The sequence below is a fragment of the Streptomyces sp. JLBG701 genome, from assembly GCF_058544905.1.
In genome coordinates this window covers 6786363-6805748 of the sequence record NZ_CM178588.1, presented here as the reverse complement: position 1 = coordinate 6805748, position 19386 = coordinate 6786363, and the positions used below count along the sequence as shown (strand labels likewise).

The 19386-nt window shown below is 69.5% G+C and carries 18 protein-coding genes, 1 pseudogene and 1 riboswitch; of the genes and pseudogenes, 9 read left to right on the top strand and 10 right to left on the bottom strand.

All coding sequences use genetic code 11. The features are described 5' to 3' along the window. Positions 1-61 precede the first annotated feature (61 nt). The 3 genes from AC5DRG_RS31550 to AC5DRG_RS31540 form a co-directional block, all read right to left on the bottom strand. Positions 62-298 carry a hypothetical protein gene (locus AC5DRG_RS31550; protein ID WP_491813218.1) on the bottom strand — a complete coding sequence of 79 codons (237 nt, stop codon included), beginning with the start codon at positions 296-298 and terminating at the stop codon, positions 62-64. Positions 299-563: 265 nt separating this feature from the next. Further along, on the bottom strand, positions 564-1055 hold the full coding sequence (locus tag AC5DRG_RS31545; RefSeq protein WP_491813217.1) for a DUF6082 family protein: 492 nt from the start codon (positions 1053-1055) through the stop codon (positions 564-566). 275 nt (positions 1056-1330) lie between these two features. Then, a complete protein-coding gene (locus tag AC5DRG_RS31540; RefSeq protein WP_491802870.1) occupies positions 1331-1741 on the bottom strand; it encodes a winged helix-turn-helix transcriptional regulator in 411 nt (136 codons plus the stop codon). Positions 1742-1832: 91 nt separating this feature from the next. Here AC5DRG_RS31540 and AC5DRG_RS31535 point away from each other — a divergent pair, with 91 nt between their 5' ends. From AC5DRG_RS31535 to AC5DRG_RS31520, 4 genes are all read left to right on the top strand, one after another. After that, complete coding sequence (locus tag AC5DRG_RS31535; protein ID WP_491802869.1) at positions 1833-2687, top strand: SDR family oxidoreductase; 855 nt, start codon at positions 1833-1835, stop codon at positions 2685-2687. 141 nt (positions 2688-2828) lie between these two features. Next, positions 2829-3833 (top strand): EamA family transporter RarD, encoded by a 1005-nt coding sequence (rarD, locus tag AC5DRG_RS31530; protein ID WP_491802868.1) that lies wholly within the window; start codon positions 2829-2831, stop codon positions 3831-3833. An 83-nt stretch (positions 3834-3916) separates the two neighbouring features. Beyond that, positions 3917-4387 (top strand): VOC family protein, encoded by a 471-nt coding sequence (locus AC5DRG_RS31525; protein WP_491802867.1) that lies wholly within the window; start codon positions 3917-3919, stop codon positions 4385-4387. A gap of 148 nt (positions 4388-4535) precedes the next feature. Further along, positions 4536-5489, top strand: coding sequence for a M28 family metallopeptidase (locus AC5DRG_RS31520; RefSeq protein WP_491802866.1), 954 nt, complete (start codon positions 4536-4538; stop codon positions 5487-5489). Positions 5490-5520: 31 nt separating this feature from the next. Here AC5DRG_RS31520 and AC5DRG_RS31515 read toward each other — a convergent pair whose 3' ends face one another. After that, positions 5521-6906 carry a tetratricopeptide repeat protein gene (locus tag AC5DRG_RS31515; RefSeq protein ID WP_491802865.1) on the bottom strand — a complete coding sequence of 462 codons (1386 nt, stop codon included), beginning with the start codon at positions 6904-6906 and terminating at the stop codon, positions 5521-5523. Between the two features lie 260 nt (positions 6907-7166). Between AC5DRG_RS31515 and AC5DRG_RS31510 the strand changes: the two genes are divergently transcribed. Next, entirely contained in the window at positions 7167-7694 is a 528-nt protein-coding gene (locus tag AC5DRG_RS31510) for a DUF6668 family protein (protein ID WP_491802864.1), read from the top strand. Between the two features lie 93 nt (positions 7695-7787). After that, positions 7788-8372 (top strand): flavodoxin family protein, encoded by a 585-nt coding sequence (locus AC5DRG_RS31505; RefSeq protein WP_491813216.1) that lies wholly within the window; start codon positions 7788-7790, stop codon positions 8370-8372. A gap of 3 nt (positions 8373-8375) precedes the next feature. Here AC5DRG_RS31505 and AC5DRG_RS31500 read toward each other — a convergent pair whose 3' ends face one another. The 5 genes from AC5DRG_RS31500 to AC5DRG_RS31480 form a co-directional block, all read right to left on the bottom strand. Then, positions 8376-9302: an ABC transporter permease gene (locus AC5DRG_RS31500; protein ID WP_491802863.1), complete on the bottom strand. Its 927-nt coding sequence runs from the start codon at positions 9300-9302 to the stop codon at positions 8376-8378. Then, positions 9289-10284, bottom strand: coding sequence for an ABC transporter ATP-binding protein (locus AC5DRG_RS31495; protein ID WP_491802862.1), 996 nt, complete (start codon positions 10282-10284; stop codon positions 9289-9291). The genes AC5DRG_RS31500 and AC5DRG_RS31495 overlap by 14 nt, the downstream gene beginning before the upstream one ends. A 65-nt stretch (positions 10285-10349) precedes the next feature. Continuing rightward, the gene (locus AC5DRG_RS31490; RefSeq protein WP_491802861.1) at positions 10350-11567 is read right to left on the bottom strand and encodes a LolA family protein; all 1218 of its coding nucleotides are present in this window, start codon (positions 11565-11567) and stop codon (positions 10350-10352) included. A 285-nt stretch (positions 11568-11852) separates the two neighbouring features. Beyond that, a complete protein-coding gene (locus AC5DRG_RS31485) occupies positions 11853-12755 on the bottom strand; it encodes a CHRD domain-containing protein (protein WP_491802860.1) in 903 nt (300 codons plus the stop codon). A gap of 213 nt (positions 12756-12968) precedes the next feature. Continuing rightward, on the bottom strand, positions 12969-13979 hold the full coding sequence (locus tag AC5DRG_RS31480; RefSeq protein WP_491802859.1) for a polyprenyl synthetase family protein: 1011 nt from the start codon (positions 13977-13979) through the stop codon (positions 12969-12971). Between the two features lie 207 nt (positions 13980-14186). Here AC5DRG_RS31480 and AC5DRG_RS31475 point away from each other — a divergent pair. The 3 genes and pseudogenes from AC5DRG_RS31475 to AC5DRG_RS31465 form a co-directional block, all read left to right on the top strand. Beyond that, a pseudogene (locus AC5DRG_RS31475) lies at positions 14187-15359 on the top strand (peptide MFS transporter); the annotation flags it as partial. Between the two features lie 51 nt (positions 15360-15410). Continuing rightward, positions 15411-17435 carry a CocE/NonD family hydrolase gene (locus AC5DRG_RS31470; protein ID WP_491813215.1) on the top strand — a complete coding sequence of 675 codons (2025 nt, stop codon included), beginning with the start codon at positions 15411-15413 and terminating at the stop codon, positions 17433-17435. Between the two features lie 279 nt (positions 17436-17714). Beyond that, a riboswitch (cyclic di-AMP (ydaO/yuaA leader) is annotated at positions 17715-17894 on the top strand. 3 nt (positions 17895-17897) lie between these two features. Continuing rightward, positions 17898-18380 carry a transglycosylase SLT domain-containing protein gene (locus AC5DRG_RS31465; protein ID WP_491802858.1) on the top strand — a complete coding sequence of 161 codons (483 nt, stop codon included), beginning with the start codon at positions 17898-17900 and terminating at the stop codon, positions 18378-18380. A gap of 134 nt (positions 18381-18514) precedes the next feature. Here the strand turns inward: AC5DRG_RS31465 and AC5DRG_RS31460 are convergent, their stop codons facing one another. After that, positions 18515-19327: an HAD family hydrolase gene (locus tag AC5DRG_RS31460; RefSeq protein WP_491802857.1), complete on the bottom strand. Its 813-nt coding sequence runs from the start codon at positions 19325-19327 to the stop codon at positions 18515-18517. Positions 19328-19386 lie beyond the last annotated feature (59 nt).

Here is a 19386-nt window from a genome sequence, read left to right as displayed (position 1 = left end):
TGACCACGCGACCGAGGGCCTGGGTGCGGGCTGGCACCCAGGCCCTCGGTCATGTGCGGTGTCACGCGTCGGGGATGTCTCTCTTGGCACGGAGGAGTGTGTCACGGGTGATCACGACGATGCGCTCATAATCGGCGCGGGCCGCGTCGGCGGGGAGGAGGGCGTCCATGTCCTCGGTCTTGTCCGTGCCGATCACGGCAAAACTTCCGTCACTCAGCTCGAAGATGTCCGGGCAGGTCTCTCCGGTGACGCTGCCTCGCTGACGGGGCGAATCCCCGATACGACGGACGATTCTCAAGGACACACGGGCTCCCTTTGGGCTCACCCCCTTGCCACAACGCACTTGTCCGCTCCCACCAAGCGACGAGGGAGGACAGCACGCAGTGGAAGGACCACTGAATCTGACTTGGCGTCAGCAGGGGATAGGAAAAGCGCCGTCCGCGTTTCCGCGGAGGCGCACCATGATGCCCAGCCGACCGTCACAGTATGCACGCGTCGGTGAAATTACGTAACTCATAGTAACCATGTCTGCATGTCGACACCCGTCTGGGGCATCACCACACTCACGCTGTCGAGCCCGACGAGGATTCGGGGCCGACAACCCACCACTCATCCGGATCATCTGCCAGCTCTTCCATCAGGACGTCCACAGCCTGCCCCACCTTGGCCTCCAGGGAATCCGGCGGCAGGCTGAGTCGATGTTCCGCCGTGCGACGCCAGTAGTCAGCGAACACCGGGTTACGGCCGAGCACCCTCAGGTGGCCGATCAACTCGTCCCAGTCGAACATGCCGATGCGGTGCGCCAGCACAACCGTCGCATACTCGCGGTTTGCGAAGAGCAGCTGTCGCCGCTGCCGCTCGGTCACCGCCTTGAGCGTACTCAACGTCTCCGCGAGCGCGGGGTCATCCATGGCCTGACTCGACTGGGCGATGACCAAGCGGTGGTACTGGATCAAATTCGCATGGTGGATCTCGTGCCTCAGACGCGCCAACTCCCGCACGAGGCCCCGGACGAGTTCCTCTTGGTGCCGGCGTCGACTGAACCCGATCCGCATCGCAGAACCGATCCGCCGCAGAGGACGTATCAGAGTGGGCATGTCAACCCCCGTATCAGGCATCCAACCTCTTGCCCGCAGACGTGCGAGCAACGCGAGACCGGGTGCGCGATGGACACGAAATCCGCCTCCAGCATGCCCGGCGGCTCAAGTCGGCGCGGGAGGCGGAGAGGGGGCGCATGGGTGGACGTACCGCTCATGTCAACCGACGCCCTGACTTTCGTGTGCCCAGCGAGCGCCGTCCGCATTCATTCAGTGGGCCCCGACCAGAGACGTCATCCCTGTTCAGCCCGCCCCTTCGCCGCGTCATACACCTCCCGCGCCTCCAGCACCTCCCCCATCCGCCGCTGGGTCCACATCGCCAGCCCCCGCACCTGTTCAGCCGCCTCGCGGCCCAGGTCGGTCAGGGAGTAGTCGACCCTTGGCGGGATCACCGGCTTGGCGTCGCGGTGGATCAGGCCGTCTCGTTCCAGGGTTTGCAGGGTCTGCGCCAGCATCTTTTCGCTGACGCGGCCGATCGCCCGGCGCAGCTCGCTGAAGCGGTAGGGACGGTCGAGGAGCTCGATCAGGATCAGGACGCCCCAGCGGGACGTCACGTGTTCCAGGACCAGGCGGTACGGGCACATCGCCTCGCCCGCGACGTACCTGATCGGCTGCTTGGTCACTGCCTCTGCGCTTACGGCCATGCCAGTACCTTACTTCAAAGTGGGTACTTTCGCAGAGTTAGCGCTTCTCCTAGGGTTAGTGGCAGACGCAGCCCACAAGGAGAGCCGAATCATGAGCATCGTCGTTACCGGAGCCACGGGACACCTCGGCAAGCACGTCATAGAGCAGTTGCTGGAGAAGGTTCCGGCCGACCAGGTCACCGCCGTCGTCCGCGACGAGGCCAAGGCCGCCGACTTCGCGGCCCGCGGCGTGAAGATCGCCGTCGCCGACTACAACGCCCCCGAGACCTTCGACGGCCTGTTCGCCGCCGGCGACAAGGTGCTGCTGATCTCCGGCAGCGAGTTCGACAAGGGCCGCGTCGGGCAGCACACGGTCGTTCTCAACGCCGCCAAGGCCGCCGGCGTCGCGCTCCTCGCCTACACCAGCGCCCCCGGCAGCCTGACCGCCGCCCTGGCCGACGACCACCGGGGCACCGAGCAGGTGATCCTGGAGTCGGGCGTGCCGTACACCCTGCTGCGCAACGGTTGGTACAACGAGAACTACACCGAGCAGCTGGCCCCCGTGCTGGAGCACAGCGCCGTGGTCAACGCCGCCGGTGACGGCAAGGTCTCCTCCGCCTCCCGCGCCGACTACGCGGGTGCCGCGGTCGCGGTGCTGACCGGCGAGGGGCACGAGAACAAGACGTATGAGCTGGGCGGCGACGAGGCCTGGGGCTTCGCCGAGTACGCGGCCGAGCTGAGCAAGCAGACCGGCAAGGAGATCGCCCACAACTCCGTTCCCGCCGAGGCACTCGTCGGCATCCTCACCGGTGCAGGGCTGCCCGAGGTGTTCGCCATCATCCTCGCGGGCGTGGACAAGTCCATCGAGAAGGGCGAACTGGTCGTCGCCTCCGGTGACCTCTCCCGGCTGACCGGGCGTCCGACCACCCCGATCGCCGAGTCGATCACCGCCGCGCTCAAGGGCTGACGGCACCGGCTTACTCCCCTGGTGGGGGCCCGGCAGTACCCGACCCCCGCCTGTCATGACCGTATGCCGAAACGGGCATGACAGGCGGGGGCGCTCGGCGTTACCTTCTTGCGGGCGAGGACGACGTGAGAAGGAGGACCCGTGACCGGGAAGTCGAGGGGCGAGCGGCACATAGGTCTGCTGAACGGCTTCGCGGCATACGGGATGTGGGGCCTTGTCCCGCTGTTCTGGCCCCTGCTCAAGCCCGCCGGGGCGGCGGAGATCCTGGCCCACCGGATGGTGTGGTCGCTCGCCTTCGTCGCCGTCGCGCTCGTCGTCGTACGACGCTGGGCCTGGGTCGGCGAGCTGCTGCGGCAGCCGCGCAAGCTGGCGCTGGTCACCGTCGCCGCCGCGGTCATCACCGTCAACTGGGGCGTCTACATCTGGGCCGTGAACAACGGGCAGGTGGTCGAGGCCTCGCTCGGGTACTTCATCAACCCGCTGGTCACCATCGCGATCGGCGTGCTCCTCCTCAAGGAACGGCTGCGGCCCGTGCAGTGGGCCGCCGTCGGCGTCGGTTTCAGCGCCGTACTCGTGCTCACGATCGGGTACGGGCGCCCGCCGTGGATCTCCCTCACCCTCGCCTTCTCCTTCGCCACCTACGGGCTGGTGAAGAAGAAGGTCAACCTCGGCGGCGTCGAGTCGCTGGCCGCCGAGACCGCGATCCAGTTCCTGCCCGCGCTCGGCTATCTGCTGTGGCTCGCGGGACACGGTGACTCGACCTTCGGCACCGAGGGCGCGGGGCACGCCGCCCTGCTCGCCTCGACCGGCATCGTCACCGCACTCCCCCTCGTCTGCTTCGGCGCGGCCGCGATCCGAGTACCCCTGTCGACGCTGGGGCTGCTGCAGTATCTGGCGCCGGTCTTCCAGTTCCTGCTCGGCGTCCTCTACTTCCACGAGTCGATGCCGCCCGAGCGGTGGGCCGGTTTCGCGCTGGTGTGGCTGGCGTTGTCGCTGCTGACCGCCGACGCGTGGCGCTCCGCGCGTCGGGCGGCCCGGGCGCGGGCCGAGGTGACTCCGACGGGGGCTGTCAGCGCCGTACGGGATGCCGCGCCCGTGGCTTCGGGATCGGGGCCGACTCCGGCTCCGCTGGATTCCACGCCGTAGCCGGAGGCGCAGGCGAGGTGCCGGGGCGCTGTCCCGGCGAGTCCATTGCACGCTCGCTCCCGTAGCCACTAAGAGTGGTTGCCATGACGCAGACACCCACACCCACGCCCCTGCACTGGAAGCTCGTCATCGACGCCGGCGACCCGCACACCCAGGCCGACTTCTGGGCCGCCGCGCTCCACTACGAGGCCGAGGACAACAGCGCGCTCGTCGAACGGCTGCTGGAGCTCGGCGCGCTGCCGGGTGCGGCCACCGTCGAGTTCCATGGCCGCCCGGCCTTCCGGGACCTGATCGCCGTACGGCATCCGGACGACCCGTACGACAAGGACAGCGGGACCGGGCTGGGGCGGCGGCTGCTGTTCCAGCGGGTGCCGGAGGCGAAGACCGTCAAGAACCGGCTGCATCTCGATCTGCATGTGGGCGGGGAGCGGCGCTCGGGTGAGGTCGCGCGGCTGGTGGGGCTGGGGGCGAGTGTGGTGCGGGAGGTGAAGGAGCCGGGCGGCGAGTGGGTGGTGATGGCCGATCCGGAGGGGAACGAGTTCTGCGTGCAGTAGCAGCCGCCCCACCCACAGACCCTGCACCGCTATTCGAACTCCCTGTCCAAATAGCGCTCTTGACGGAGAGTTGGCCTCAGCTTCACGATCCTGGCACCCCATTCACTGTGGAATCCCTGTGATTCCCAAGGAATTCGGAGCCCCCCACATGAAGCTCTCCGTTTCCGGGCGTACGACGACGGCTGCCGTCGTCGCGGCCCTCACGCTGCTGGCCGGCGGATCCATAGCCGGCGCGGCACCCGCGTCCGAGCCCGTCGTAGCGGTCGCCGCGCCCGACATCCCCGTGGCCAACGTCAAGGCCCATCTCACCCAGCTGCAGTCCATCGCCACCGCCAACGGCGGCAACCGCGCGCACGGCCGCACCGGCTACAAGGCCTCCCTCGACTATGTGAAGGCCAAGCTGGACGCCGCCGGATTCACCACCACCATCCAGCAGTTCACGTCCTCAAGCCGCACCGGCTACAACCTGATCGCCGACTGGCCCGGCGGTGACACCGACCAGGTCGTCATGTCCGGCTCCCACCTGGACAGCGTCACGTCCGGGGCCGGGATCAACGACAACGGGTCCGGTTCGGCGGCGGTCCTGGAGACCGCGCTCGCCGTCTCCCGCGCCGGCTTCCAGCCCACAAAGCATCTGCGTTTCGCCTGGTGGGGCGCGGAGGAGCTGGGCCTGGTCGGCTCGCGCTACTACGTCAACAACCTCTCCACCGCGAACCGTTCACGCATCAGCGGCTATCTGAACTTCGACATGATCGGCTCGCCGAACCCCGGCTACTTCGTCTACGACGACGACCCGACGATCGAGCAGACCTTCAAGGACTACTACGCGGGCCTCGGCATCGCGACCGAGATCGAGACCGAGGGCGACGGCCGCAGCGACCACGCGCCCTTCAAGAACGTGGGCGTCCCGGTCGGCGGCCTGTTCAGCGGCGCCGACTACACGAAGACGACCGCGCAGGCGACCAAGTGGGGCGGTACGTCGGGGCTGGCCTTCGACCGCTGCTACCACTCCTCCTGCGACACGACGTCCAACATCAACGACACCGCGCTGGACCGCAACAGCGACGCCATCGCCTACGCGGTGTGGCAGTTGTCGCAGTAAGGCCGCAACTCCCCCGTCCGCAACTCCCCGTCTACGAACCCGACTTGCGGGCGCGCTCAGCCAGCCGGCCCATCCGCGCCCGCGCCGACTCCAGTTTCTCGATCTCGTCGGCCGCGGGGCCTTCCTCGGCCGTCAACTCGGTCCACAGGCCGATCAGTTCACGGCCGAGGTCGAGCCCCTGCTCCGGGTCGCGCACCGCGCGCCAGGCGGCGGCCGCGCTCTGGATGTTGCCGTACGCGGCATCGGCGTCCAGCGCGCGGCGGCGGATCCTGGCCACGTCCACGGAGAGCCGGAAGGCGTGGAGGGGTTCGTCGTTCAAGTAGGCGATGTACGCGGTGAGTTCGCGCAGCCGGAGCACCTCGGGGTGCTCCGGCCCCAGCGCCCCGGACGCGTCCGTCACGGTCCGCTCGGCCAACTCCGAGGCCGCCTCGATCCGGCCCGCCTGCACGGCCTCGTTGATCCGCGCCAGCGGCTCGGTGAGGAACGCGGCGCCTTCTCCGGTGGCGGTCATCGGCTCGTCCCCGAGAAGGGCCTCGGCCACCGCGTCGAAGCCACGGGCCGGGGTCGGGGTGGGGTCCGGCTCGCGGTCCAGGCCGAGTTCGGGATCGCGGACCGGAGCGGGAGTGGGTGCAGGAGTGGCAACGGGCAGCGGCAACGGCAGCGGTGCCGGAGCCACGTCCGGCCTCGCGTCCATGACCGGCGGCGGGCCGAACTCGCCCGTCGGCGCCTGGACCGTACCCGGCGCCACGTCCTGAACCGATTCCGCCACCGTCCGCAGCGGAAACGTGGGCGAGGCCTCCCCCAACTGCTTCGGCTCCGCCAACGCCCGGAACCGGAACGTCGGAGCCGCTTCCCGCACCGGCTCCAACTGCGGCGCCGGACGCACCCCCGACCCCACCTCGGGCGCCGCCCACTTCGGCGCCGGCGCATCCTGCGGCTCCCGCACTTCTCGCGCCCCCTGCGGCTCTACGGCCCCTGCGGGCACCCCGGGCGGCAAAGCCGGCGTGGGTGCGGGCGGGGGCGGCGGCAGCAGTGCCGGGGGCGGTGGCGGTCCCGCCGGCTCGGGCCGGGCCGCCGGCGTCTCGCCCGGCGCTCCCATCGGCGCCGGCTCCCCCGTGAAGCTGCTGGTGCCGTCCGGGTCCACCTGGAGCGGAACGACGTAGCCGATGCGCTCGTCGTGGATGTTGGCGAGGACGGGGCGGCCGGTGGCGAGGGCGATGCGGTGGAGGTGGTTCAGGACGGCGTGCTGGATCTCCTCGCCGGACGCCGCGACGACGGGGACGCCACCGAGCGACGCGCTGCCGGCGCCCGGGCCCGCGCCGCGTGGCACGTGGACGTCGATCGGCGCGACCGCGGGGGTCGCGGAACGGGCGGCTCGCTTCTGTTCCCGCTTCTGCTCGCGGCTGAGTCGAGACATCGGTTCCCTCACTCGGATGCGTCGGTCGGGCGGCGCACGGCGTGTTCGGGTTCCATGGTGCTCCCTCCGACCGTCGGGCTTCCGCTCCCCGGCGTCAAGATCGTCTCGTACAGGTGTCGTACCCGTACTGTCGAGTCTCCCCGCCCCCTCCTGGTACTCACGTCACCACAGCGTCACAGGCTCGTCCCAGCTGCCGATTCCCCATGACGCGATCATGTCCGCAGCCGTGATGATCGGGGACGACGAGTAAGGAGAGCGCCATGGGGACGGACGCGCGACAGGGTCCGGAGATCTGGCTCCGCGGACCGGTAAATCCGGAGGGACCGGACGGACAGGCCGGACCGGTAGGACTCGACGGGGCCTCCGGCCGAGCCGCCTCGCCCTCCGCACGGCAGTTCTCCTGGGTCGCCACCCACGGCGGCGCGGGCGCCACCACGCTCGCCGCCGTCTACGGCGGTCACGACTGCGGACGTGACTGGCCCGGGCCCCAGGACCCGACCTCGGTACTGCTCGTCGCGCGGACGCATGCCGCCGGGCTGGCGTCCGTGCTGCGCACCCTGGAGGTGTTCCGGCGGGGGGAGGCGCCACCGGGGCTCGACCTCGACGCCGTCGTGCTCGTCGTGGACGCGCCCGGGCGGCTGCCGCGTCAACTCGCCGAGCAGATGAAGCTGATCGAGTCGCTCATAGACGTCTACCGCGTCCCGTGGGTACCGGCCTGGCGCATCAACGACCTCAGCGGCCGGCCACCCCGCGAGACGCAGCCGCTGGCCCGCCTCACGGGCAGGTAGACGGGGCCGCGGATATCCCCCTGGACAGATGAATGCGCGCGCATATAATGCACATGCGTGCAATCCTCGTACGCCCATCATCTGGGGGATGCCATGAACCGCCGTTTCCTGTTCGTACTGGGCAGCGCCCGCCGCGAGGGCAACACCGAGCTGCTCGCCCGTCACGCCGCCGAGCAGCTGCCCCCGGACGTGGAGCAGCAGTGGCTGGACCTCTCCACGCTCGCGCCCCCCGACTTCCAGGACCTGCGGCACGACAGCGATCACGTCCGACCCCACGAAGGGCCCGCGGCACTGCTCCTCGACGCCACGCTCGCGGCGACGGACATCGTGATCGTGTCGCCGCTGTACTGGTACTCGGTGTCCGGCCAGACCAAGCGCTACCTGGACTACTGGTCGGGCTGGCTGCGCACCCCGGGCATCGACTTCAAGGCGACCCTGGCCAGGCGTACCCTCTGGGGCGTCACCGTCCTCGCGGACGACGAGCCGGCGGTCGCGGCCCCGCTGATCGGCACGCTCAACAACTCGGCCGCGTACATGAAGATGCGCTTCGGCGGGGTCCTGCTCGGCAACGGCAGCAAGGCCGGCGACGTGCTGAAGGACACGGAGGCGCTGACACGCGCGAAGACGTTCTTCGCGCAGGAGGCACCGCTCGCCCGCTTCCCGCACGAGGAGGCCTAGCTCTTACGTCGTGATGTCCTTCGCCGAGAACCGCGCCCAGGCCGCCGAACCGAACACCGCCGCGTACAGGCCTTGCAGGCCGAGGTTCTTGACCAGGTCGTCCCAGTAGACCGGTTCGCGCATGAGGTCGGCGAAGGACAGCCAGTAGTGGGAGAAGAAGTACGGCTGTATCGCGTGGAGTTGGGGTATCTGGTCGAGGATCTGGATGGTGATCAGCAGGCCTACGGTGGTCGCCATCGCCGCGATGCCGCTGTTGGTCAGCGTCGAGATGAACAGGCCGAGCGCCGCGACACCGACCAGTGAGGCGGCGACGACCAGGGCGATCAACAGGGCCCGGGCCAGGCCCTCGGCGAAGCTGATCCGGGTGCCGGAGATGGTCGTCAGATCACCGAGTGGGAAGAGGATGGCGCCGACCGCCAGCGCCGAGACCGCGACCACGAGGGTGGCGACCAGGCAGAAGGTCATCGTCGTCGCGTACTTGGTGAGCAGGAGGCGGGTACGGCCGGCGGGTGCGACCAGGAGATAGCGGAGCGTGCCCGCGTTGGCCTCGCCCGCGATCGCGTCGCCCGCTATGACGCCGATCGCCATCGGCAGGAAGAACGGGAGGGTCGCGGCCAGCGCGGTGAACACGAGGAACAGCCCATTGTTGGTGATCTGCGAGATGAAGGCCGGGCCCTGGCCTCCGCCGCCCCCGCCCGGGCCCCCGCCCGAACCGTCGTCGCCCGTCTCGATCTTCACGGCGATCCCGACCAGGACCGGCACGGCGGCCAGCACGCCGAGCAGCGCGAGGGTCCGCCAGCGCCTGAAGGTCGTGACGAGCTCGCTGCGGAAGAGCCCGAGGGTCCACAACGGGCTTGCCTTACGAGGCACTTGGAGATCGGGCGCCTCACTGGACCCGACCAGCTCGACCTGCGACTCAACCTGCGACATCGAAGCCCTCCCCCGTCAGGGCCACGAAGGCGTCTTCCAGTGAGGCTCGTTCGACTCCGAAGCCTCTGACGCGGACGCCTGCCTTCACCAACGCGGCGTTCAGGTCGGCCAGTTCGCGGTCCGGTGGCTCTGTGGTCACCCTGTCCTCGGTGATGACCACGTCCGACGTCCCCTGCTCCTTCAGTACCCGCGCCGCCTCCCCCGTGTCCGGGGTCGTGACGACCAGCCGGCCCCGCGCGCCCGCCGCCAGGTCCGCGACCGCGCCCTGGATGATGAGCCGCCCCTGTGCCATCACGGCCGCGTGCGTGCAGACCTGCTCGATCTCGTCCAGGAGGTGGGAGGAGAGGAAGACGGTCGTGCCGTCGGACGCCAACTCCCTGACCAGGGAGCGGATTTCGCGCATGCCCTGCGGGTCGAGCCCGTTGGTCGGCTCGTCGAGCACGAGCAGTCGGCGCGGCTGGAGCAGGGCCGCGGCCAGTCCAAGGCGTTGCTTCATCCCCAGGGAGTACGCCTTCGCCTTCTTGCCCGCGGCGGCCGTCAGGCCCACCCGGTCCAGCGCGGCCGCGACGCGGATACGCCGGGTGCGCGGGTCGGCGGTCGGGTCGGCGGCGTCGTAGCGGATGAGGTTGTCGCGGCCGGAGAGGAAGCCGTACAGGGCGGGGCCCTCGATGAGGGCGCCGACATGCGGCAGCACGGCGCGCGAGGAGCGGGGCATGGGGCGCCCCAGTACGCGTGCCGTGCCGGATGTGGGCGCGATGAGGCCCATCAGCATGCGGATGGTGGTGGTCTTGCCGGAGCCGTTGGGACCGAGGAAGCCGAAGACGCTGCCCGCCGGGACGGTCAGGTCGAGACCGTCGACGGCGAGCTGCCCGCCGCGGAATCGCTTGGTGAGCCCGCGGGTGTGGATGACAGCGTCGCCTACGTCGCTGACACTGCCGGCCGCGTCACTCTCCTGCTGCTCCGTGGCGGACGGTTCGCCCATCGGCTCCCCCGATTCGTCGTATTCGCAGTGCTCGTACGGTACTTACCGGCCGCTGCCGACCGTTCTTACTTCCCCGCGTTGGCCGCCTTCACCAGGGCGTCCTTGGTGACCGTGCCGACGTAGACCTTGCCGTCGTCGGTGATCAGGGCGTTGACCAGGCGGGTCTTGAAGACCGTGCCCGAGCCGAACTTGCCGCTCACCTTGTCGCCGAGCGAGTCGAGGAAGCCGCCGAACTGGCCGCCGACCTCGGAGCCGGAGGGCATGCCCTCGCCGCCGGTGTCGAAGGTGGCGACGGAGTTCCAGCCCTCGCCGATGACCTTGAGCCCTTCGAGGCCCTCGGACATCTCCGCGCCGGACCTGTCGGTCTTGTCAGCCTTGTCGGAGTGGTCCCCGGCCGCGATCTCGCCGTCCTCCGTCACCTTCGCGCCCTTGGGCGGGGTGAAGTCGAAGGTCGACGCGGCCGGCTTGGCGAAGGTGACCTGGGTGAAGCCCGCGTCCACGACCGCGGCACCGCCGCTCGCCGGGGTCAGCGTGAACTTCAGTGGCAGCCCCGTCTTGGCATCCACGGCCACGCTGATCGCACCGACCGTGGAACCGGACTGCTTCGGCTTGATGAGCAGCTTGTAGGCGTCCCGGCCCGCGACCTGCACGGTGCCGTCGACGGTGACGGAGGTGGTGTCGTCGACCGACTTGAGGGCTTCCTCGGTGAGGTCCTTGGGCGTGGCCGGAGCCTCGTCCGCCCCGTCCTTCGCCGCGCTGTCGGAGACGGTGGCGTGGTAGACCTCGTTGGACTCGCTGTCGTAGCCCCAGACGTCCTTGCCGTTGTGGATGAGGCTGTACTCGGCGGCGTCCTCCAGCAGCGAGATCTTCGTCTTCTCCGGGCCGTCGGCCGCGACGCGCACGGTGTGCGTGCCGGTGGCCAGCTCCATGAGCTTGGACGTCGGATCGGCGGACGATCCGTCGCCCCCGGACTGCGCGAGCCCGGAGCCCAGGCTGCTCTCCAGCCCGCCGAGGTCGGGCAGACCCAGATCGGTGCTGATCTTCACCGTGCCGGACAGCTGCTCCACGCCCGAATCGGCGATCTTCTCGATGAGTTGCTGTGCGGTGATCTTCGGCAGGTCGGGGTCGCCGGAGTCGGCCAGCGCCGGGACGAGCCCGATGGCTGCCGCCGCCACTCCCATCACGGTGACCGGAACGACGTATCGCGCCGCTGTGCGCCGCCCGGCCCGGAGGTCGTCGACCTCCCCGGCGCTGGTGCTGTCGTCGGATTCGTACGGTGCCATGTGTGCCTTACCTCCGTCGTCGGCGGCGGCTGTACCTCTCGACTCGCGTCCTCGAACTCGTCGAACTCGTCCCACCCTGAGCCGCCATTCTCACCCGAATCGGCGAGGAGTGGTGTTTCCCGTGGTCTCCAGTTGACCAAATCGGCCGCCGGGAAACGTCAGACCGCGGGCTCAACTCCGCGTACACCCACGGGATGACATGAGGAGGCGGCGCCTCCCCCAACCCGTAGGGGTTGGTACGTGGGGGAGGCGCCGCCTGTCTGCGCGAAGGGCCGAACTACCGCCTCAGCCCTGCAGGAACACGTAGTCGGCCTGGTACGGCACGCCGACGATGTCGCCCGGCGTACAGGAGCCGGCCGGGGCGACGCCGCCGACGGTGTTCAGGCGCAGGATCTCGGTGGCGTGGGCGAGCAGCCCGCGGTCCTTGCCGGACTGGGTGGCCTTGATGTCGAGCTCCGGGATGTTCCCCGTGCCGTTGGGCGTCCTGGTGAGGACCGCGCCGGTGACCGCGCTGCCGTCGGGCGCGATCCACTGCGGGGTACCGGAGTTGGGCGCCACGAAGGAGTGCGCGATACGTCCGGCGAGCACGGCACTGACGTCCCGCTGACCGAAGGCGTAGCCGCCGCCCTCGACCGCCTTGCACTCGTAGATCTGCTTGCCCTTGATCACCGACGCCTGGAAGTTGTGCAGGGCGTCGCGGAAGTCGAAGGCGGCGACGGTGACCTTGTGCAGCTGACCGCGGACGGCACCGCCCGGGAACTCGGCCGTGTGCAGGTTGGCGTAGAAGGAACCGGGGTCGGAGGTCAGCGATTCGAGCAGGGCGGCGTCCTCGACCTTGACGGTCCCGGTGACGGTGTGACCCTTGCCCTTCTTGCCGGTGAGCACCTTGCTGAAGTCGATCTTGACGCCGCCGTTGGTGCCCTTGGCGCCCTGGTGAATGTGCAGCGAGGTCGGCTTGCCGATGCCGCGCCACTTCACGGCGACGGACACCTTGTCCCCCTCGACCTTGACGAACTCCAGCGCGGCCCCATCCTCGTCCCCGACGGGCACCTCGTTGGCGCCGCTGAGGCTGGTGGCCAGGATGGTGGCGGTGCCGGTGTCTTCGGCGGCGAAGGCGGGAGTCACTGAGGCGGCGACACCACCGGCGACGGCCAGAACGGCAGCGGTGACGGCCAGGCTCTTACGCATTCTTTTTTCTCCCGTTTTTGCGGCCGACGCCCCCTGCGTCGGCTTCCGGCATGGATACGGAAGAAATCCGAGATTGAACTCAGCCCACAATCGTGACCTACGTCACACCTTCCAGCCCGTCCGGCGTTTGAGGACAAGGCCCGTTCAGGGCCGAAAGGGGGGCTGGGGGCGCAGCCCCCAGGGACGGGACGGGAAGGGGCGGAGGGGGCGAAATCACCCGGCCCGATGGACCACCGCGTCGCACAACTCCACCAGCGCCGCCTTGGCATCACACTCCCGGAGCGGAGCAAGAGCCGACCGAGCCTCCTCCGCATACCGCACGGTGTCCCGCCGAGCCTGCTCCAACGCGGGATGCGCCCGCAGCCCCGCCAACGCCTCGGAGAGCCGCGCATCGTCACTCAGATCGGAATCCAGCAGCTCACACAGCGCGATGTCCTCCGCAAGCCCCAACCGAGCCGCCCGCTCCCGCAGCCGCAGCACCGGCAACGTCGGGATCCCCTCCCGAAGATCCGTCCCCGGCGTCTTCCCGGACTCGTGCGAGTCGGACGCGATGTCCAGCACGTCGTCCGCGAGCTGGAAGGCGACCCCGAGCCGCTCGCCGTACTGCGTCAGCACATCCACAACCGTCTCGTCGGCCCCGGACATCATCGCCCCGAACCGGCACGACACGGCGACCAGCGATCCGGTCTTGCCGCCGAGCACATCGAGGTAGTGGTCGACGGGATCCCGCCCGTCGGACGGCCCCGCCGTCTCCAGGATCTGCCCGGTCACGAGCCGCTCGAACGCCTCGGCCTGCACCCGCACCGCCTCCGGCCCGAGGTCGGCCAGCGTGTGCGAGGCACGGGCGAACAGAAAGTCCCCGGTGAGGACCGCGACCGAGTTGCCCCAGCGGATGTTGGCGCTGGGCACCCCGCGCCGCACGGCCGCCTCGTCCATCACGTCGTCGTGGTACAGCGTCGCGAGGTGGGTCAGCTCCACCACCACCGCCGACGGCACGACCCCCGGCGCGTACGGATCCCCGAACTGCGCGGCGAGCATCACGAGCAGCGGCCTGAACCGCTTCCCGCCCGCGCGCACGAGGTGCTGGGCGGCCTCCGTGATGAAGGGGACCTCGCTCTTGGTCGCTTCGAGCAGGCCCTCCTCGACAGCCGCCAATCCGGCCTGGACATCGGCTTCCAGAGCCTGGTCCCGCACGCTCAGCCCGAACGGCCCGACGACGGTCACGAGGGGTCTCCTGTCTGCTGGTGTCTACTGGCGGTTACGCGGTATGTCGATAGGTCGCTGCCTTCACTCAAGTCAGCGTATCCGGTTCGGTTTCGATCACCGAGGCCGCCCACCGGTCCACCCCGGGCGGTATTGGATCACGACCGGTATGTTTCTGATCAGCCCATAAGAACGGACATTTATCGACTTACAGGGAAGTAGTGATCCGTGTCCCGAACCACGGTGGATGTCGAGCCCGGCGGTCAGCCCCCGCCCGAGGACGACAAGGCCTTCTTCGGCCGGCCGAAGGGCCTGCTCACGCTCTCCGGCCCGGAGGTCTGGGAGCGCTTCTCGTTCCTCGGTATGCAGGCCATCCTCGTCCTCTACTTCGCCGACACCGTCGCCAACGGCGGCATGGGCATGTCCTCCGGCACCGCGGCCTCCGTCTCCGCGGCCTACGGCACCCTGGTCTACCTCGTCTCGGTCGCGGGCGGCTGGCTGGCCGACCGCATGCTCGGCTCGTACCGGGCGGTTCTGTGGGGCGGCATCCTGATCGCCTGTGGCCACTACAGCATGGCTGTCCCCACCTCCACCATGACCTGGGCGGGCCTGGGGCTGATCAGTGCGGGCACCGGCCTGCTGAAGCCCAACGTGGCCACCATGGTCGGCAAGCTCTACCGCACCGACGACGACCGCCGTGACGCCGTTTTCGCGCTCTACTACATGGCGATCAACATCGGCGCCTTCGCGGGCCCGCTGATCACCGGCTGGCTCGGCGACCGCCAGGGCTGGCACAGGGGTTTCTCGGCGGCCGCGATCGGCATGACGTTCGGCCTGATCCAGTACGTCGCGGGCCGCCGTCACCTGGCCGGGCGCAGGAACGCCGCCGAATTCGCCCTGGCTCCGGAAGCGATGCGCCGCGCGGTCCGCCTGATCGTCGTGGGCGTCATGGCCGTAGCGGTCGTGGCGACAGCCCTCGCCGCCGCCGGCTGGCTGACCATGGACCGCTTCGTCGACCTGCTCACCCTCATCTCGGTGATCGCCCCGGTCGTCTACTTCGCGGTGATGTTCGGGAGCCCGCGCGTGACGCCCGCCGAACGCGGCCGCCTGCGCCCGTACATCGTCCTGTTCCTGGCTTCTACGGTCTTCAACTTCATCCTCTTCCAGGCGTACTCGACGATGACGCTGCTGGCCGCCTCGAACGCCGAGACGACGATCCTCGGCCTCGACTTCCCGGCCAGCTGGTACGCCTCCGCGCTGGGCGCCTTCGAGGTGGGTCTGGCGCCCTTCGTGGCCGCGCTCTGGGTCCGCATGGGCCACGGCCAGCCGCACGCCTCCAACAAGATCGCGGTCGCCGCGGGCCTCGCCGTGATGGCCGCCGCCCCATGGCTGCGCCGCACGATGCACCCCGTCCACTGAGGCAACCCGCCCACTGAGGCAACTGGGATGAGCATGCACATCCGTACGTCCTTCCCCTACGAGACCACTCACGAGGACCTCGTCATCCCGCTGGCTGGGGGCACCTCCCACGCTTTCGGCAGTGGGGGAGGAACACTCCTCTACGCGCGCGTGTGGCGCCCTCTGACGGACGAACCCGTGCCGGCGCTCCTGGAGTACCTCCCGTACCGCCTGACCGACTGGACAGCCCCACGCGACTTCCAGCGCCACCCCTGGTACGCGGGCCACGGCTACGCCTCCGTCCGGGTCGACATCCGCGGGCACGGCAACAGCGAGGGCATGCCGGGCGACGAGTACGACGGGCAGGAGCTGGCCGACGGGGTCGAGGTGGTGAACTGGCTGGCGGCGCAGCCCTGGTGCTCCGGGCGGGTCGGCATGTTCGGCATCTCCTGGGGCGGCTTCAACTCCCTCCAGATCGCGGCCCTCGCGCCCGAGCCGCTCAAGGCGATCGTCACGGTCTGCTCGACGGACGACCGCTATGACAACGACGTGCACTACACGGGAGGTTCCGTCCTCGCCGTGGACATGCACGCGTGGGCGGCGACCATGCTCGCCTTCGTGTCCCGGCCGCCCGACCCGCACTACGTCGGCGAGTCCTGGCGCGACATGTGGCTCAAGCGCCTGGAGCGGGTGGACCCCTTCCTGCACACCTGGCTGGCCCACCAGACGCGGGACGACTACTGGCGCCACGGCAGCGTCTGCGAGGACTACGGCGCGATCGACGCCGCCGTCCTGGCCGTGGGCGGCTGGCACGACCCGTACCGCGACACGGTCCTGCGCCTGGTCGAACACCTCCCGCCGGACCGCGTACGCGGCCTGATCGGCCCCTGGTCGCACCAGTACCCCGACCGCGGCCTCCCGCCCGGCCCGGCGATCGGCTTCCTCCAGGAGACCCTGCGCTGGTGGGACCAGCACCTGAAGGGCATCGACACCGGCATCATGTCCGAGTCCCTCCTGCGCGCGTACATCAGCGACTCGCACCCCCCGGCGACGGTCTACGAGACCCTCCCGGGCCGCTGGGTGGGCGAACCGGCCTGGCCCTCCCCCAACGTCACGACCATCTCGTACGGCCTTCAGGGCGCCCCTCTTCCGGTCCGTTCCCCCATGCACACGGGCGTCGACGCGGGCCGCTTCTTTCCCTTCGGCAACGACGGCGACCTGCCGCCGGACCAGCGGGACGAGGACGCGAGGTCGGTCTGCTTCGAGTTCGAAGTGCCGGAGGAGGCCTGGGTGTTGGGGCGGCCGAGGGTGCGGCTGCGGCTGACGTCGGAGGTGGGGCGCGGCCAGGTGGTCGCCCGGGTCTGCGACGTGGCGCCGGACGGCTCGTCGACCCTGGTCACCCGGGGTGTGCTGAACCTGTCGGCGCGGCAGGGGCGCGACCGGGCCGTGGCGTGGCCGCCGGGCGCCACGGAGGAGGTGACCTTCGAGCTCAACGGCATCGGTCACGTCTTCCCGCCGGGGCACCGCATCCGCCTCGCGGTCTCCTCGGCGTACTGGCCGTGGATCTGGCCCCAGCCGGAGTCGGCGGCGGGCTTCACGCTGGATCCGGCGGGCAGTGCGCTGGAACTGCCGGTACGAAACCACGAGTTGACGCCGGGGATCCGCTTCGAGGAACCGGAGGAGGCGGAGCCGATCGGCGTGAACTACCCGGCCACGCTGGACGAACCGCGCCCCGAGCGACTGGTCGTCCGCGATGTCGCGAAGGGCGAGTGGCGCCTGGAGGTCGACCCGCGCTACGGCGGTACGCGCGTGTACCCCGACGGTCTGGAATTCACCGAGGACGCGCTGGAGACGTACACGATCAACGAGTCGGACCCCCTGTCGGCCCGCACCCGCTCGGACTGGTCGATCCGGCTGCACCGCCCCGAGATGGCCTGGGACACGACGGTCACCACTCGCTCGGAGATCGCCTGCGACGCGACGGCCTTCGTCACCTCCAACGAGGTGGTCTGCACGGAGGGCGGCGAGGTCGTCTTTCACCGGACATGGGAGAAGCGGATCCCACGGACAGCCGGTTAACCACTACTTGGGCTTCATTGCCCGATTTGCCGCTCTTGCGAACGCCCGTGAGTTGGGTCACTCACGGGCATTCACGCTTTCATGCACCGGAACCCGCCCCTCCCCTTGCGCCGATGGGCAATTGAGGCTTGGCGACCGCAAAGGATCAAGCACCGCATAAGCCTCACAACAAGGTCAACAGGCATGTTCTGTGAATCCGGTACTTGTTCCGGACATGTGCTGTCGCATACGTTCCCGGCCTGTCGGGCGGAACGCCGAATCCTGCCGCCGCTCGCCACACACTCATCGACGACCACTCGCACGGCAGGAGCGGGGGACCCAGGTAAGTCGCCGGACCCGGACGTCTTCGGACATACCGGTACGGCTTGGGGTTAAGTCGTGTCGCTCTACGGCGGCACGGCCGGGCACCTCCCAGCCCGCACCCGACAGCTCACCTCGCAGGCGCCGGAGAGGAAATCCGCCATGCCCGCTGCCGCTCAATACCGTCTCAAGCGCCCCAACCGCCTCGCCCGCAAGCTCGCCGTCCTCGGCACCGGAGCCGCCGTACTGGCCCTCCCGCTCATCGGCGCGACCACCGCGTCCGCGGCCACCACGACCACGGTCACGGCCACCTCGCTGGGATACGCGAACAACCTCGACGGCTGGATCCGGGCCTCCCTCCAGGTCATGGCGCAGAACGGAATCCCCGGGACGTACGACGGCATCTATCGCAACGTCATCCGTGAGTCCTCGGGCAACCCGTACGCCATCAACAACTGGGACTCCAACGCGGCCGCCGGCACCCCGTCCAAGGGCCTGCTCCAGGTGATCGACCCGACCTTCAACGCCTACCACGTGGCCGGCACGTCGTGGGACTCCTACGACCCGGTCGCGAACATCACCGCGGCCTGCAACTACGCGGCGGCGCGGTACGGCTCGATCGACAACGTCTACGGGGCGTACTAGCTCCGCCGGTAGAGCCGCGATGGGTGGTGCCGGGATGTGTCGTCTTGCGTCTGCGGCTTCGTCGTGGCTGGTCGCGCAGTTCCCCGCGCCCCTTGGGCCCTTCGGGCCTTCGGGGCTTCGGGGGTTCGGGGGTTTCAGAGCTGCGGGAACAGTCTTTCCAGGACTACGGCGATGCCGTCGTCCTCGTTCGACAGGGTGATCTCGTCGGCCACCGCCTTGAGTTCGGGATGGGCGTTGGCCATGGCGACGCCGTGGGCGGCCCAGTCGAACATCGGGATGTCGTTGGGCATGTCCCCGAAGGCGATCGTCCGGTCCGGGCTCAGGCCCAGGTGCCGGGCCGCCAGCGCCAGCCCCGTCGCCTTGGTGATGCCGCATGGCTGGAGTTCGACGGTCCCGGGCCCCGACATCGTGACGGTGGCGAGGGAACCCACCACTCCGCGCGCCGTCGACGCCAACTCGTCGTCGGACAGGGACGGGTGGCGCAGCAGGACCTTGCTGATGGGCTCGCCCCAGAGGTCGTCACGCTTCCCGACCTGTACCGCGGGCAGCGTCGGATGGGGCATCAGATACCCCGGTTCGATGAGCGTGAGCCCGTCGACGCCGTCCTGGTCGACGGCCGCGTACACCTGCCCGACCTCGGCCTCGATCTTGCCCAGCGCGGTCTCGGCCAACTCCCGGTCCAGGGTGACGGACCACAGCAGACGGTCCGCGCCGGCGTCGTACAACTGCGCGCCCTGCCCGCACACCGCGAGCCCCCCGCTGCCGAGGTCATCGAGCAGCGGGCGCACTCTCGGCGCCGGCCGTCCGGTCACGACGAGGTGCTGCGCACCGGCTTCAACCACCCTCGCCAGCACGGAAAGGGACCGGTCGGAGAGGGTGTCGTCGCCGCGCAGCAGCGTTCCGTCCAGGTCAGTGGCGATGAGTGAATATGCGATGGGTGCGGCCATGATCAGAGAATACGGACAGGACGCCCCACCGACTCGGCGCGAACCGGACGACAGCGACG

Bases quoted from the DNA above. Each gene is read 5' to 3' on its own strand.
- AC5DRG_RS31545 (WP_491813217.1), bottom strand. From the start codon at position 1,055: ATGCGGATCGGGTTCAGTCGACGCCGGCACCAAGAGGAACTCGTCCGG.
- AC5DRG_RS31540 (WP_491802870.1), bottom strand. From the start codon at position 1,741: ATGGCCGTAAGCGCAGAGGCAGTGACCAAGCAGCCGATCAGGTACGTC.
- AC5DRG_RS31535 (WP_491802869.1), top strand. From the start codon at position 1,833: ATGAGCATCGTCGTTACCGGAGCCACGGGACACCTCGGCAAGCACGTC.
- AC5DRG_RS31525 (WP_491802867.1), top strand. From the start codon at position 3,917: ATGACGCAGACACCCACACCCACGCCCCTGCACTGGAAGCTCGTCATC.
- AC5DRG_RS31520 (WP_491802866.1), top strand. From the start codon at position 4,536: ATGAAGCTCTCCGTTTCCGGGCGTACGACGACGGCTGCCGTCGTCGCG.
- AC5DRG_RS31515 (WP_491802865.1), bottom strand. From the start codon at position 6,906: ATGTCTCGACTCAGCCGCGAGCAGAAGCGGGAACAGAAGCGAGCCGCC.
- AC5DRG_RS31510 (WP_491802864.1), top strand. From the start codon at position 7,167: ATGGGGACGGACGCGCGACAGGGTCCGGAGATCTGGCTCCGCGGACCG.
- AC5DRG_RS31505 (WP_491813216.1), top strand. From the start codon at position 7,788: ATGAACCGCCGTTTCCTGTTCGTACTGGGCAGCGCCCGCCGCGAGGGC.
- AC5DRG_RS31500 (WP_491802863.1), bottom strand. From the start codon at position 9,302: ATGTCGCAGGTTGAGTCGCAGGTCGAGCTGGTCGGGTCCAGTGAGGCG.
- AC5DRG_RS31495 (WP_491802862.1), bottom strand. From the start codon at position 10,284: ATGGGCGAACCGTCCGCCACGGAGCAGCAGGAGAGTGACGCGGCCGGC.
- AC5DRG_RS31490 (WP_491802861.1), bottom strand. From the start codon at position 11,567: ATGGCACCGTACGAATCCGACGACAGCACCAGCGCCGGGGAGGTCGAC.
- AC5DRG_RS31485 (WP_491802860.1), bottom strand. From the start codon at position 12,755: ATGCGTAAGAGCCTGGCCGTCACCGCTGCCGTTCTGGCCGTCGCCGGT.
- AC5DRG_RS31470 (WP_491813215.1), top strand. From the start codon at position 15,411: ATGCACATCCGTACGTCCTTCCCCTACGAGACCACTCACGAGGACCTC.
- AC5DRG_RS31465 (WP_491802858.1), top strand. From the start codon at position 17,898: ATGCCCGCTGCCGCTCAATACCGTCTCAAGCGCCCCAACCGCCTCGCC.
- AC5DRG_RS31460 (WP_491802857.1), bottom strand. From the start codon at position 19,327: ATGGCCGCACCCATCGCATATTCACTCATCGCCACTGACCTGGACGGA.